At 35.1% G+C, this 13165-nt stretch carries 12 protein-coding genes; 8 read left to right on the top strand and 4 right to left on the bottom strand.

Annotated features, from left to right (window positions below):
* Nucleotides 1–38 precede the first annotated feature (38 nt).
* On the top strand, nt 39–452 hold the full coding sequence (locus AB5359_RS08755) for a peptide deformylase (protein WP_048685893.1): 414 nt from the start codon (nt 39–41) through the stop codon (nt 450–452).
* 61 nt (nt 453–513) lie between these two features.
* On the opposite strand, the gene AB5359_RS08760 is transcribed toward AB5359_RS08755, so the two are convergent.
* Together AB5359_RS08760 and AB5359_RS08765 are read right to left on the bottom strand one after the other, a co-directional pair.
* On the bottom strand, nt 514–1059 hold the full coding sequence (locus AB5359_RS08760) for a hypothetical protein (protein WP_048685891.1): 546 nt from the start codon (nt 1057–1059) through the stop codon (nt 514–516).
* A 20-nt stretch (nt 1060–1079) separates the two neighbouring features.
* On the bottom strand, nt 1080–1637 hold the full coding sequence (locus AB5359_RS08765) for a hypothetical protein (RefSeq protein WP_048685890.1): 558 nt from the start codon (nt 1635–1637) through the stop codon (nt 1080–1082).
* Between the two features lie 158 nt (nt 1638–1795).
* Between AB5359_RS08765 and AB5359_RS08770 the strand changes: the two genes are divergently transcribed.
* From AB5359_RS08770 to AB5359_RS08785, 4 genes are read left to right on the top strand one after another with little or no spacing between them, the layout of a single operon-like run.
* Nucleotides 1796–2230, top strand: coding sequence for a CopY/TcrY family copper transport repressor (locus AB5359_RS08770; protein WP_035422994.1), 435 nt, complete (start codon nt 1796–1798; stop codon nt 2228–2230).
* Between the two features lie 12 nt (nt 2231–2242).
* Nucleotides 2243–2620 (top strand): cupredoxin domain-containing protein, encoded by a 378-nt coding sequence (locus tag AB5359_RS08775; RefSeq protein ID WP_003649758.1) that lies wholly within the window; start codon nt 2243–2245, stop codon nt 2618–2620.
* Between the two features lie 17 nt (nt 2621–2637).
* Nucleotides 2638–2925 (top strand): cupredoxin domain-containing protein, encoded by a 288-nt coding sequence (locus tag AB5359_RS08780; protein ID WP_048685888.1) that lies wholly within the window; start codon nt 2638–2640, stop codon nt 2923–2925.
* Complete coding sequence (locus AB5359_RS08785; protein WP_048685886.1) at nt 2925–4859, top strand: copper-translocating P-type ATPase; 1935 nt, start codon at nt 2925–2927, stop codon at nt 4857–4859. The genes AB5359_RS08780 and AB5359_RS08785 overlap by 1 nt, the downstream gene beginning before the upstream one ends.
* A gap of 54 nt (nt 4860–4913) precedes the next feature.
* Here AB5359_RS08785 and AB5359_RS08790 read toward each other — a convergent pair whose 3' ends face one another.
* Nucleotides 4914–5780 carry a helix-turn-helix domain-containing protein gene (locus AB5359_RS08790; protein ID WP_048685884.1) on the bottom strand — a complete coding sequence of 289 codons (867 nt, stop codon included), beginning with the start codon at nt 5778–5780 and terminating at the stop codon, nt 4914–4916.
* A 98-nt stretch (nt 5781–5878) separates the two neighbouring features.
* Here AB5359_RS08790 and AB5359_RS08795 point away from each other — a divergent pair, with 98 nt between their 5' ends.
* Nucleotides 5879–7825 carry a M13 family metallopeptidase gene (locus tag AB5359_RS08795; protein ID WP_048685881.1) on the top strand — a complete coding sequence of 649 codons (1947 nt, stop codon included), beginning with the start codon at nt 5879–5881 and terminating at the stop codon, nt 7823–7825.
* Nucleotides 7826–8033: 208 nt separating this feature from the next.
* On the opposite strand, the gene AB5359_RS08800 is transcribed toward AB5359_RS08795, so the two are convergent.
* On the bottom strand, nt 8034–9512 hold the full coding sequence (locus AB5359_RS08800; RefSeq protein ID WP_003648151.1) for an APC family permease: 1479 nt from the start codon (nt 9510–9512) through the stop codon (nt 8034–8036).
* Nucleotides 9513–9755: 243 nt separating this feature from the next.
* Between AB5359_RS08800 and AB5359_RS08805 the strand changes: the two genes are divergently transcribed.
* Both AB5359_RS08805 and AB5359_RS08810 read left to right on the top strand, forming a co-directional pair.
* Nucleotides 9756–11855: a putative ornithine decarboxylase gene (locus tag AB5359_RS08805; protein WP_048685878.1), complete on the top strand. Its 2100-nt coding sequence runs from the start codon at nt 9756–9758 to the stop codon at nt 11853–11855.
* A gap of 3 nt (nt 11856–11858) precedes the next feature.
* The gene (locus AB5359_RS08810; protein ID WP_048685876.1) at nt 11859–13127 is read left to right on the top strand and encodes a methionine gamma-lyase family protein; all 1269 of its coding nucleotides are present in this window, start codon (nt 11859–11861) and stop codon (nt 13125–13127) included.
* Nucleotides 13128–13165 lie beyond the last annotated feature (38 nt).

Consider the following 13165-nt stretch of genomic DNA (forward strand, 5'->3'; position numbering starts at 1 on the left):
AGTGCGACAAGCTAGTCAATCGAGGAGTATTTGGAATAATGTCAGTTAAACCTATCATTCATGATGAACTTTCTTTAAAATTCAAATCTACGCTAGCCACCAAGCAGGATCTAGCAGCAGCTGAAGATTTGAAAGACACCTTAATTGCTAATAATGGCAAAGCTGCTGGACTTGCAGCGAATATGATCGGTGTACAAAAGCGAATTATTGCTTTATTTGTTGGTCCACTTCCAATTGTGATGCTTAATCCGATTATTGTTAAAAAAGCTGATAAGTATTTAGCTTATGAGGGATGTCTTTCTTTAGAGGGAGAGCGTCCGACAGAAAGATATAAGAAAATTACAGTAAAATATCAAAATGAAAACTTTGAAACTAGACAACAAGAATTCTCTGATTTTGTCGCTGAAGTAATTCAACATGAAGTTGATCATTGTAATGGAATTTTGATTTAAACTATGTATTTTCAAAAAAGGTAGCACCTCGACTAAAAATCGAAGATGCTACCTTTTTCTTCTATAATTCACGATTTGTTGGTCCACGTTCAATCTTAATTCTAACAATTAAATGAACTAAGTTATATAGCAGAGTAAATGCTAGTAAAATCAACCAAAAATACCTAAATGCATAAATAATTAACAAAATAGCTGGAAAAACACTTAAAAAAACTGCAATTAGACTATCAGCTAGTTTCAATTTTTTATTAAAAATTCCACTTCTCACTAATTGATATGACTTAAAACCTAAATATCCTGCACCAGTTAGTCCAAATATTCTTAATAGCACGTCAACATTCACAAAGACACATACCATGCTTAATCCCATATACAAAACGCCAATGACAATCAATATAATTCGTACTGATCTAGTAATAGCATGGCTTTCTTCTAATCCTTGCTCTATATCAACAAGATAATAAATAATCGCGCATAAACCGACTAATCGATACAACCAGCCAATATTCCAAAATGCCAAAAAGAACATAACGCAACTTAAAATAACTCCGGCCACACCAAGAAGACGGTTTAGTTTTCTGTTCTTAACAATTAAGTCTGGCCGCATACAATCATTCCCATCTGATCCTATAACTCACGATTTGTCCCATCGTGTTCAACCTTAATTCTGACAATTAAGTGTAATAAGTTATATGCCAACGCAAAGATCAAAAGAAATAGCCAGAGAATATCTCTTGGAGCTAATGCAACTACTAATGACGCCACTACTATTCCCAAAAAAGTTGCTATCATGCTATCGGCAAACTTCAGATTCTTATTCTTCAAGTCTTTACGCAAAACTGCATTAGTCTTAAAGCCTAAATATCCCGCACTTATAATGCCAAATGCTACAAGCAAATAATCTAAATTAACAAAAGCAAAAACAATACTCATAAGCTCGTAAATTGTACCAAGAACAATAAAAATAATTTTTTGCGTGCGACTAATTACCTTACTATCTTCTAGCATTTGTTCCACATCAATCCAGAAATAAAGAATAACCGCCACCACAATAAAAGTGAGTAGCCAGCCGATGTTTTTTACAGTAAAAAAGACCATCATAATTACAATCAGCAAACTGATAAATCCAAAATACTTATCTTGCTTTTTTCTTTTTGCTAATTCAATCCATCTTTTATCATCCATCCTACTCACCTCTCATTATTTGTTTAGATTTTACTATGAAATATTTATTTTAACAATATTTTAATTATATTTTTATCAAAAAGTGTAAATTCATTTGTTGACAAATGTAAACATAAAGATGTATGATTACAAATGTAAACGAAAGGGAATATAAAAAAATGAGCGAAAAAAATTTATCTCCTATCTCAGACAGTGAATGGGAAGTAATGCGTATTGTCTGGACACTAGGTGAAACCCATACAAATCAAATTTTAAAAGAGCTTCAAGCAAAAAAAGATTGGTCTGATTCAACCATCAAGACATTAATTAGAAGACTCGTTCAAAAAGGTTGGTTAACTGCCAAACATGAAGGACGGCGCTACATCTATACTGCTACTGTTAATCAGATAGAAATGATGTATATCGAAACAAAAAATTTGTTAAACAGAATGTGCGACATGCATAAGGGAGAAGTAATCTTAAAGCTTCTCAAAGATTCGCCTGTTTCTAAAGGTGATTTAATGAAGATGCAAGAAGAAATTAGTCAAAAAGAAAAAACAGCACCTGACAAGGTTCCCTGCAATTGCTTAAAAGCAGGATCTACTATCTGCTAGGAAGGTATAAAAATGAGTATTAGTCAAATTATCACATTAATTATCGGCATTATTCTAATTGGCTTTATTATCTGGTGGTTCTTTGGGAAACACAAGGAAGCTACAGGAACTGGAACTATTGTTAACGATGAACAAACTGCAACAATTGTTGTGAACGGTGGCTATTCACCTTCAACAGTAGTGCTAAAAAAGGGCGTTCCAGCACAAGTTAACTTTGACATGCGTGATTCTACTGCCTGCTTATCACATGTTGTCTTTGAACAATTAGGCGTTAATAAAGATCTAACTAAGCAAAAAATTACTACTATTGATATTCCAACTGACAAAGCTGGTACTTATAACTTTGCCTGCGGAATGGACATGTTTCATGGAAAAGTAATTGTTAAATAAAGAGAGGAACTACTAAAATGAGTATTTTTTCAAAAAATCAAACTAAAAAAGTTGTTGTTAATGCAGAAAATCATGGCTACAAGCCAGATGTAATTACTTTTAAAGCAGGCAAGCCTGCACAACTTAAGTTCATTCCTTCTGATAACATGGGCTGTATGAACGAGATTGTCTTCAAAGATCTTGGCGTTGATAAGACTCTTGACGATAAAAAAGAAATAACTGTTGATATTCCAACTGATAAGCCAGGTACTTATAACTTTGCCTGCGGAATGGATATGTTCCATGGAAAGGTCGTCGTTAAATAATGAAACTATCAAATATTAAACGCTTTTGGATCTCATTCATCCTGTCTATTCCAATGCTCATTCAGATGTTTGCAATGCCTTTTCATTGGATGATGCCAGGATATAACTGGATTGCGCTTATTACAACAACAATCATTATGGCGATTTCTGCTCTCCCTTATTGGAAAAGTGCCATTGCTGCTTTTAAAAAGCATAGTGCTAATATGAATACCTTAGTTGCTACAGGTACAGCAGTTGCTTACTTCTACAGTATCTTCGCAATGATTACTAACCGTCCTGTCTACTTTGAAAGTGCCGCCTTTGTTACTGTCTTCGTTCTTCTTGGAGACGCTATGGAAGAAAAAATGCACGACAACGCATCAAATGCCTTAGGAAAATTAATGGGCTTACAGGCAAAAGATGCTGAAGTTCAAAGAGATGGCAAGTTCGTTAAAATCCCACTTGATCAAGTTAAAGTTGGCGACATTATCCGCGTTAAGCCGGGCGAAAAGATTCCAGTTGACGGTGAAATCTTAGAAGGTGTTACAACGCTTGACGAATCAATGGTTACTGGTGAAAGTATGCCAGTTGTCAAAAAAGTTGGTGACACCGTTGTAGGTTCAACTATTAACAGTAACGGTACCATTACTTTCAAAGCCACTAAAGTTGGCTCCGATACAATGCTCGCTCAAATAGTTGACTTAGTTAAAAAAGCTCAAACTAGTCACGCTCCAATTCAAAACCTAACAGATAAGATATCCAATATCTTTGTCCCAGCCGTAATGATTATTGCTATTTTAACTTTCATTATCTGGTATTCTTTCTTGGGTGCAACTGCTGTAGAAGCAATGCTCTTTGCCGTTAGCGTTATTGTTATTGCCTGTCCATGTGCTTTAGGTTTAGCTACTCCAACCGCCTTAATGGTCGGAACTGCTCGCAGTGCTAAAATGGGTGTTTTAATTAAAAATGGTGAAGTTTTACAAGAAGTCAGCGACTTAGATACAGTTGTTTTTGATAAAACTGGCACTATTACAGTTGGTAAACCTGAAGTTACAGACGTTGTAGGTAATAAAAAACAAGTTTTAACTATTGCTGCTAGTCTTGAAGAATCTTCTGAACACCCTCTTGCTACAGCAATTGTCAAAAAAGCGAAAGCGGAAAAATTAACAATTGAAAAAGTTGATGACTTCGAAGCAATTGAAGGTAAAGGCGTTAAGGCTAACTACAAAGGAAAAACAGCTTTTGTTGGTAGTGATCGCTTACTAGCAGACGTTAATATTTCCCAGGAAATGACACAAAAAGCAACAGATTTACAAAATGAAGCTAAAACGGTTGTCTATATTGGTTTAGATGGAGAAATTATTGGCTTAGTGGCCATTCAAGATGTACCAAAGCCAAGTTCACGTGAAGCTATCAAAGAGCTAAGAGAACGCGGCTTAAAGACCATTATGCTTACAGGAGACAATAAAAATGTAGCTGAAGCTATTGCTAAACAAGTAGGTATTGACCAAGTGATTGCTGGAGTTTTACCTAATGAAAAAGCAATGCACATTAAGAAATTACAAGATCAAGGTAAAAAAGTTGCCTTTGTAGGGGACGGAATTAATGATGCTCCAGCACTCTCGACTGCTGATGTTGGAATTGCTATGGGATCAGGAACTGATATTGCCATTGATTCTGGTGGTATTGTCTTAGTTCAAAACGACTTGCGTGGCGTAGTTCGCGCCCTTGATATTTCTAAGAAGACATTTAACAGAATTAAGTTGAACCTCTTCTGGGCTTTAATTTACAACACAATTGGTATTCCAATTGCAGCTGGATTATTTGTTGGCTTAGGATTTACTCTTAGTCCTGAATTAGCCGGCTTAGCTATGGCATTTTCGTCCGTTTCTGTAGTTGGTAGCTCATTAATGCTTAATAAAACAAAAATTGCTGGTGAAACAGCTAAAGCATAATTACATAATCAAAAAGACCTAGTATCAATTTATAAATACTAGGTCTTTTTTTGTCTATTGTTCTTTATATTTATCAAAAAATTTTATCATCTCTTTGCCAAAAGCTGACATTCCACCCCATTCAAAGCTTTCTAAAATCAAATTACACTGTTCTAAATGCGTTTCCTTTCTATCAGTATGATAAGCAATCAATTCTTCATAAAAAGTAAGCATTTCACGATAAAGAAAAAATTCAGGAATAACTTTTATTTGATGGCCTAGACTGATAAGTTCATTTGTTTCATTATATTTCTGCTCTTCAATTCCCTGCTTTAATACATTCAGTATAATCGCAAATAAAATTTCGTCTTGTCTTTCGACTTTCTTCTTTTTTAATGCTTTAACAATCTGTTTAATTATTTGCCGATTACTGTCAAAATCATACAAATCCACAAAATTCGCATAGACTGATAATTTATAGGTATCATATTCTGGCATCAGGAATATCTTTTCTTTTAGCTTATTTCTTAAATTAAAGTCAAAAGTATTAGGATCATCTTTTTCTGATTCTAAAACACCATCAATTATCAGCAGCATGTTTTTCTTCATATCAGCTTCGACATCTAATTTAGCAGCTTTTTCCTTAATTTTTTTAATTTGTGCTAACGAATTATCCGAATAATTTGCTTTGGTTATTTCTTCAAAAATGGCATTCACTTGATTTAATTGTTGCTGATGTGGATCAATTTCTAACCTTTCAAAAAAATTTTTTATTGAGATTGCATTATGCGTCAGGAGCAACAATAAATCATCAGCAGTAATTCGGTGGACATTCTTTTCAACTTTAGAATAGTAAGACTGACTAACAATCTCAGCTGCAAACTCTTTCTGACTTTTATTTTGTTTTACGCGATATTCTTTAAGTAATTCACCAACAGTCATTTTTTCACCTCAAAGTAATTCGAATACGACTATTCTAGAAATGATTTTACTTTCTTGATATTATTAAATCAACATTAAATTTAAAGGAGTAATCAGTTATGAAAAGCTTTAAAATTCGTGGCGGACTTGGCGACTCAGCCGTAGTAAAATCTGATGTTAAATTACAAGACAACTTATACTTAGCTATTAATTCAAAATGGCTTCAACATGCAGAAATTCCAGCTGATCGTCCCATGATTGGTGGCTTCACAGAGTTAGACATCAAGATTAAAAAGCAACTGTTACAAGATTTTGATAACTTTGCTTCTAACGACAAAGCACTTCCTAAGATTGCAAATCTAGATAAAGCTGTTCGGCTTTATCAGCTTGCACTGGACTTTAAGCAAAGAGACGCAGATGGAGCTAGACCTATCCAAGCAGACTTACAAAAACTCACTTCTTTAAAGAATTTTTCAGATTTTGATAAACATGCTGTTAATTTAGTTAAGGGTGCACTTGCTTTTCCTTTCACAATTAACACTGATGTTGATATGAAAAATACAGCTAAGAATGCACTCTATTTTGACTCACCAGCTACATTCTTACCTGATGTTGGAAACTATCAAGACTCATCTGCTGATGAGTTATTAGCTATTTTTGAAAAACAATCAGTAGACCTTTTAAAACTAGCTGGCTTTAATGAAAATGATAGTAAAAAATATGCCGCTAATGCGATTAAATTCGATAAACTCTTAGCCAAATATAAAAAATCACAAGAAGAATTAAACGATATTGCTGGTATTTATAATCCCTACTCACTCTCTGACTTTAAAGCAGCATTTTCTAACTTGAATATTGAGCAATTACTTAATGACCTACTTCCTAATTTACCTGAAAAGGTAATTGTAATTGAACCTAAATTTTTACAGCACATTAATAAACTTCTCAATCCTGATAACTTTGAGGAACTGAAGAGTTGGCTTGTAGTTACCTTCATTAATCAATATGCTATATACCTTTCTCAAGAATTTCGTGAAGCAGCTTTTACTTATGATCATGCAGTATACGGAGCAAAAGAATTAAAAAGCCAAGCCCAGCATGCTTATGGGATTGCTAATAATATCCTAGGCGAAGTCATTGGTCTCTACTATGGTCAAACTTACTTTGGACCAAAAGCTAAAGCAGACGTGGAACAAATGATTAGAAAAATTCTTGCAACTTACAAAGCAAGACTTCAGACTAACGACTGGCTTACACCATTTACACAAAAGCAAGCTCTAAAAAAACTCAATGCAATTACATTAAAAATTGGTTATCCTGATAAACTTAGCGACCTATATGATCAAATTCAAGTATCATCAGATAAATCATTATATGAAAATATTATTGCTGCTAATCAAACCAAAATTATTCATAATTTTAACCAATTAAATGAACCCATTGATCGAACTCTTTGGGGAGCTGATCTTCCAGCAAATGAGATCAATGCAGGTTATAATCCAACAAATAATGATATTACTTTCCCTGCAGGAATCTTACAAAAGCCTTTTTACAGTCTAGATAATACACTAAGCGAAAATCTTGGCGGCATTGGAGCTGTTATTGGTCATGAAATTACTCATGCTTTCGATCCAAATGGCTCTAAATTTGACGAAGTCGGTAATATTCGTAATTGGTGGAGTGACGAGGATTATGCTAAGTTTAATGAATTGTCTCAATCTGAAGTCACTTTATTTGATGGTATTATCTGTGGCGGAATTAAAACAAATGGTAATCTAACTGTCGGTGAAAATGTTGCTGATTTAGGTGGCCTTACAGCTGCAGTAGAAACTGCAAAAAAAGAAAATGGTAATTTGCAAGAAGTCTTTCAAAGTTGGGCTAAAATTTGGCGTGGTAAAATGACACCTCAAGTTAGAAAAACGCTTATTGCCTACGACCCACATGCACCACGAGAACTTAGGACAAATGTTACGGCTCAATCTATTGATGACTTTTATACAGCTTTTGATATTAAGCCTGGCGATGGCATGTGGCTTGATCCTGAAAAACGAGTACATATTTGGTAATTTAAAGTTTTCATCATAAAGTAAGTTTTTGTAAGAAGTCTGATAAATTTACTTTACGATGTAAAGATATAAAACCTGAGTTAATTAACAGACCGCAATATTTAAACAGCCTAATTGATTTTATTGCTACAAAAGATTGGTTACTAAATTAAAAACGAAAAAAAGACTGAATCTAGAGATATCAAAATCTCGATCCAGTCTTTTTTAGTTAGTCTAATTTTTCACCCATTGCTTGTTCACGCTTAGCTTCACGTTTTCTAAGCCATGGTAAAACAAATCCTAAACCAAACAATACTACAACCGTAATAATGTTCATCCATAATTGGTGAGTAAATGCCTTAGTACCTACTGCAACGTTTTGAGGAATAAATCCTAAAGTTGCACAGACAAAGGTAAAGAGTAAGCACCAACCACCAACAGTTAAAGCACCAGCCTTATTTTTAATAAAGACATAGTCTGAGTGATACTTATCTTGGTGCATTCTCATTGCAACAAAGGCAAAGAATACCCAACAAGTCTTATATGGTGAAATAATTCCGTTAACATTCAAAAGCCAGTTATAAATGGTATTAATGTTAGGTAAAGTTCCAGTTAATAATAGCAAGAATAAACTAAGTCCAACGGTAAATGTGTATGAGTGAATTGGACGGCCGTTCTTATTTTTCTTAGTAAGCCACTTAGGCATGAACTTGGAGCCAACATCTCCAGCAAAGACACGACTTGAAGCGTCTAATAATACAGCAAGTTGAGCCATCATGAAGATTGCTTGTACAACTGCAAAGATATACATTAACACCTTACCTACACCTAAACTTTCACCAAGCAATTGGAAAGCGTAGTAAGGACCGTTCATTTTGAAGTCATGTGGAATGTGGTGGGCATTAAAGAACATTGCTAAAGCTAATGTTCCAAAAATCGTTAAGAATCCGGTCATAATGGCAAGCATCCACATTGCCTTAGGAAAGTCTCTCTTCGGATTCTTCATTTGCTGTACATAAGGCGCAGCAAGTTCAGCACCCGACATCGCAAAGATCAAAAGACCAGTAGTTGAGAAGTAATTCAAACTAAATGAAGGCTTAAATGCACCCCAGTTAAATGGTTGAGTTGCAATATGGTGTCCATGCATTACTGACCAGGCAGCAAGCAATACAAAGAGCATTGACATAATAAACATTGCTCCCCCACCAATTAAAGAAAGAATTTCTAGTGAATTGCGAAGCTTATTTTCTAGCAAAATAAAGATCAAAATGATCACAAAAGTTAAGATTCCGAACCAGAAAGTCGACATCTTCTTGTCCAAGCTATTGTTACCAAAGATCATCCAGCTAAAAGAAACAATAACTGAGTTTGAGACGTCAACGATATAAGGCACACTTTGAACCCAGTACATCCAAGAGGTCCAGTAACCTAAAGTGTCGTTTGTACTTCTTCTGACCCAAGAAGCAAGCCCACCATCTTGATTATCAAAAGTCAAACTCATCTGACTACTAATCAATGCGTAAGGAATAACATAAGTAAATAAAAGAAAGATCCAAGAAATTACAACTGAAAGGCCTTGGTTTTGAAATGGATAGAAGATATTTTCAAAACTAATAATCGTTACAAAGTCAATCAGTGCAATAACAGGCCAACTCATATAGTGCTTTTTATTCGGTTCTAAATCATTTAAGACATCTGGTTTATCCAATTTTCAATTTCCTCCAAAATTAAAATATTTATCTAAATCCAAGGTCTTAAATTTGGAGGCTTCAAAACTATCATTAAAGTATTCAAAATCACTTGTAGAAATCCTCTATAAATCGTTATAATTTATGCCGTAGTCTTCTTGCAAATAAAATTGCGTACAAAAACGTTCGCACAAAATTATAAGGATTTATAAAAATTTTGCAAGTCTATTTTAGAAAATATAGTAGGAAAACAAGGTGATTAAATGAATTTTCTAAAAATTGCATTAAGCAATAAACTTAAAAATAATGATTTTAATTCATGGCAAACTACTAATTTGAATAATAATCCTCAAGCTAGTGAACTTGCCGCTATTGTTTTAGCAGAGGGCGACCAAAATAGCCTTAAAGCTGCTCAAGATCTACAAAAAACTTCTGGCCTTGGAATTCCTATTATTAAAGTTTCACATGAAACAATTTCTAATAATGAAAAAGAAAAAATAATTGATGCAGCAAATAAATATACGAAAAAAATGGTGCCAGGCTTTTTAACTGACCTAGTTAATTTTGCCGAAGATCATCCAGTAAGCTTCACTACGCCTGGCCACCATAACGGTTTATATTATGAAAAGCATCCCGCTGGTGTTGTCTTCAACCGCTTCTTCGGTAAGAACCTGATGTTTGCGGATACTAGTGACACTGTGCCCGAACTAGGCGACACTATGACGCACGAGGGAACACCCTTAACTGCTGAACAAAAGGCTGCTGAAACTTATCACGCTGATAAAGTTTATTTTTGTACTAATGGTACAACTAGTGCTAACTCAATCTGTGCTAGCGCACTTCTTACAAAAGATGACCTAGTTCTTTTTGACCGCAACAACCATAAATCACTTTATAACAGTGCCCTTGTTATGAGTGGAGCTAAACCAGTATACATTCCAACTGACCGAAATGCACTTGGTCTAATTGGAGAAATGGATCCTAGTTTTTTAAGTGAAGAAAAAATTAGAGCTGAGGTTGCTAAAGTTGATCCTGAAAAATCTAAAGCTAAGCGTCCATTTAGACTAGCTATTATTCAGTCAGAAACTTATGATGGGCTTTTCTATGATGCTAAATGGATGATTGATAAGATCGGTAAACTTTGTGACTATATTCTATTTGATTGTGCTTGGGGCGGATTTGAACAATTCATACCAATTATGAATCACTTATCTCCCCTCAATTTAGATTTTGGGCCAGAAGATCCAGGGATCTTAGTAACGCAATCACTCCATAAGCAACAAGCAGGAATGGGACAAGCTTCCCAAATTTTGAAAAAAGATGCTCACATAAAAGGTCAAAAACGCTATGTTGATCATAAGCACTTTAATCATGCTTATCTTAAATTCGTCACTTCCAGCTATTCATATCCCCTCTATGCTTCCTTAACAGTTAACTCATACTTAACAAGTGGTGAAGGCAATAAAAAATGGTGGGATAAAATATTGCGGCTAGGAATTGAATGGCGTAAAGAACTAATTAGAAAGTCCAAATTATTTAGACCACTCGTAATTGATAATTTTGAAAATATCAGTACTGATGACTTAGCAACAAATGAAAAATACTGGAACTTAGAACCAAATAATCTTTGGCATGGCTTTAGTAAAATTGCGACCGGTCAAGCAATGATTGATCCGTTAAAGATCACAGTTGTCACTCCTGGCATTGATGTTAAAAACGCAAAATATGAAGCTGTAGGAATTCCTGGCCCAGTAGTAGCAGAATTTTTGATGGAGAAGCGAATTATTCGCGCAAAAGATGATTTATATTCACTTCTCTTCTTACTTACCCCAGGTGATACAAAAGCTGAATTAGATACATTGCTGAATGCATTTTTAGAATTTGAACAATACTATAATGAAGATGCACCATTAGAAAAAGTATTACCAAAATTGACTAAAGTATACGGCGACCGCTACAAGGGTTATACTCTAAAGCAACTTTGCCAAGAAATGCATAATTATTACCGGGGAAATAAAACTTTCACTTTGCAACAAGAACTATTTGCTAAGCCAAATATGCAAAATTACCCAATGACGCCAGAACATGCTGACTATCTTTTTATGAAAAATGAAAGTGAGCTAGTTAACCTAGATGATGTTAAGGGCAGAATTGCGGCCGAAGGTGCACTTCCTTATCCACCCGGTGTCTTTATTGTTGCACCAGGAGAAAAATGGAGCGATATTGATCAAAAATACTTTGAAGTTTTAGTAGGAGCAATCGAGCGCTTCCCTGGCTTTGTACCTGAAATTCAGGGCGTCTACTGGGATCAAAAAGCAGATGGTAAAATAAGAGTACAAGCAGAAGTATTAAAGGAGAATTAACTAATGGTTTTATCTTGGAAAGAAAACTTACCAACAGAATTAAAAGAAAAAGTCGATAAAGTCGACAAAATGATTGAACCTCGTTTAGAAGAAATTGACGAGCAAGTCTTTTACAACCAACAACGTGTTTTAGACCTATTTAGAAAACACCGCGTAGGAGAAGAAGATCTAGTTCCTTCAACTGGCTATGGTTACGATGATGTTGGTCGTGATAAACTTGAAGCAATGTATGCTGATTACTTTAAAACAGACGACGCTTTGGTCCGCCCACAATTTTCTTCAGCAACACATGCGATTGCCGTTGGTCTTTTCAGTATGCTTCGCCCTGGTGATACTCTTTACTACTTAACTGGTATGCCATATGACACAATTCAAGAAGTTATTGGCTTAGCAGGCAACAAACCAGGAAATATGAAAGAATGGGGCATTGACTTCAAGCATACTGACTTACTTGATAATGGCGAATTAGACTATGAACAAGCCAGAAAAGATTTACAAGATCCAAAGATTAAAGTCGTAACTATCCAGCGTTCTCTTGGTTACGCTGTACGTGCAAGTTTCACCATGGAAAAAATCAAGAAAATGCTTAAGTTTATCAAAGAAGTTCGTCCAGACGTAAAGATCTTCGTTGATAATTGCTATGGTGAATTTTCTGAAACTGAAGAACCAACTTTCTACGGTGCCGATATGATGGCGGGATCTCTATTTAAAAATGCTGGTGCTGGTATTGTTAAAGCAGGTGCTTTCTTAGTTGGTAAAAAAGATCTAATTGAAGGAGCAGGATCTCGCCTTAATGTTCCAGGTGCTGGTAAAGGTGAAGGCGCTACTTGGGGTTATTTAAGAGATATGTATCAAGGCTTCTTTATGGCACCCCACACTACTGGTGAAGCCTTAAAAGGTATGATTTATACCGCTGCACTTTGCGAAGAAATGGGGATGAAAGTTGCTCCTAAGTGGAATGATCCAAGAACTGATATTGTCCAAACCGTAACTTTTGGTGAACCAGATTCAATGGTTAAATTCTGTGCCGCAATTCAACATTATTCACCAATGAACTCATTTGTTGATCCTATTCCATACCACCAAGATGGTTATGAAGATGATGTTGTTATGGCTTCTGGTAGCTTTACTGAAGGTTCTACAATCGAATTATCTTCAGACGGTCCTCTTCGTGCCCCTTATCGCCTTTACATTCAAGGTGGTTTATCCTATGCTCATGATAAGATTGCGATCACTCATGCAGTAGAAGAAACTTTCTACAAAAATAATTAATCTTAATCAACATATCTAAAACGGTCAGTGAAAAATCA

Source organism: Lactobacillus sp. RTP31084st1_F9_RTP31084_210423 (genome assembly GCF_040919545.1).
GTDB lineage: Bacteria > Bacillota > Bacilli > Lactobacillales > Lactobacillaceae > Lactobacillus > Lactobacillus paragasseri.

Coding starts and splice junctions, on each gene's coding strand:
- AB5359_RS08755 (WP_048685893.1), top strand. CDS start 39: ATGTCAGTTAAACCTATCATTCATGATGAACTTTCTTTAAAATTCAAA.
- AB5359_RS08760 (WP_048685891.1), bottom strand. CDS start 1,059: ATGCGGCCAGACTTAATTGTTAAGAACAGAAAACTAAACCGTCTTCTT.
- AB5359_RS08765 (WP_048685890.1), bottom strand. CDS start 1,637: ATGGATGATAAAAGATGGATTGAATTAGCAAAAAGAAAAAAGCAAGAT.
- AB5359_RS08770 (WP_035422994.1), top strand. CDS start 1,796: ATGAGCGAAAAAAATTTATCTCCTATCTCAGACAGTGAATGGGAAGTA.
- AB5359_RS08775 (WP_003649758.1), top strand. CDS start 2,243: ATGAGTATTAGTCAAATTATCACATTAATTATCGGCATTATTCTAATT.
- AB5359_RS08780 (WP_048685888.1), top strand. CDS start 2,638: ATGAGTATTTTTTCAAAAAATCAAACTAAAAAAGTTGTTGTTAATGCA.
- AB5359_RS08785 (WP_048685886.1), top strand. CDS start 2,925: ATGAAACTATCAAATATTAAACGCTTTTGGATCTCATTCATCCTGTCT.
- AB5359_RS08790 (WP_048685884.1), bottom strand. CDS start 5,780: ATGACTGTTGGTGAATTACTTAAAGAATATCGCGTAAAACAAAATAAA.
- AB5359_RS08795 (WP_048685881.1), top strand. CDS start 5,879: ATGAAAAGCTTTAAAATTCGTGGCGGACTTGGCGACTCAGCCGTAGTA.
- AB5359_RS08805 (WP_048685878.1), top strand. CDS start 9,756: ATGAATTTTCTAAAAATTGCATTAAGCAATAAACTTAAAAATAATGAT.
- AB5359_RS08810 (WP_048685876.1), top strand. CDS start 11,859: ATGGTTTTATCTTGGAAAGAAAACTTACCAACAGAATTAAAAGAAAAA.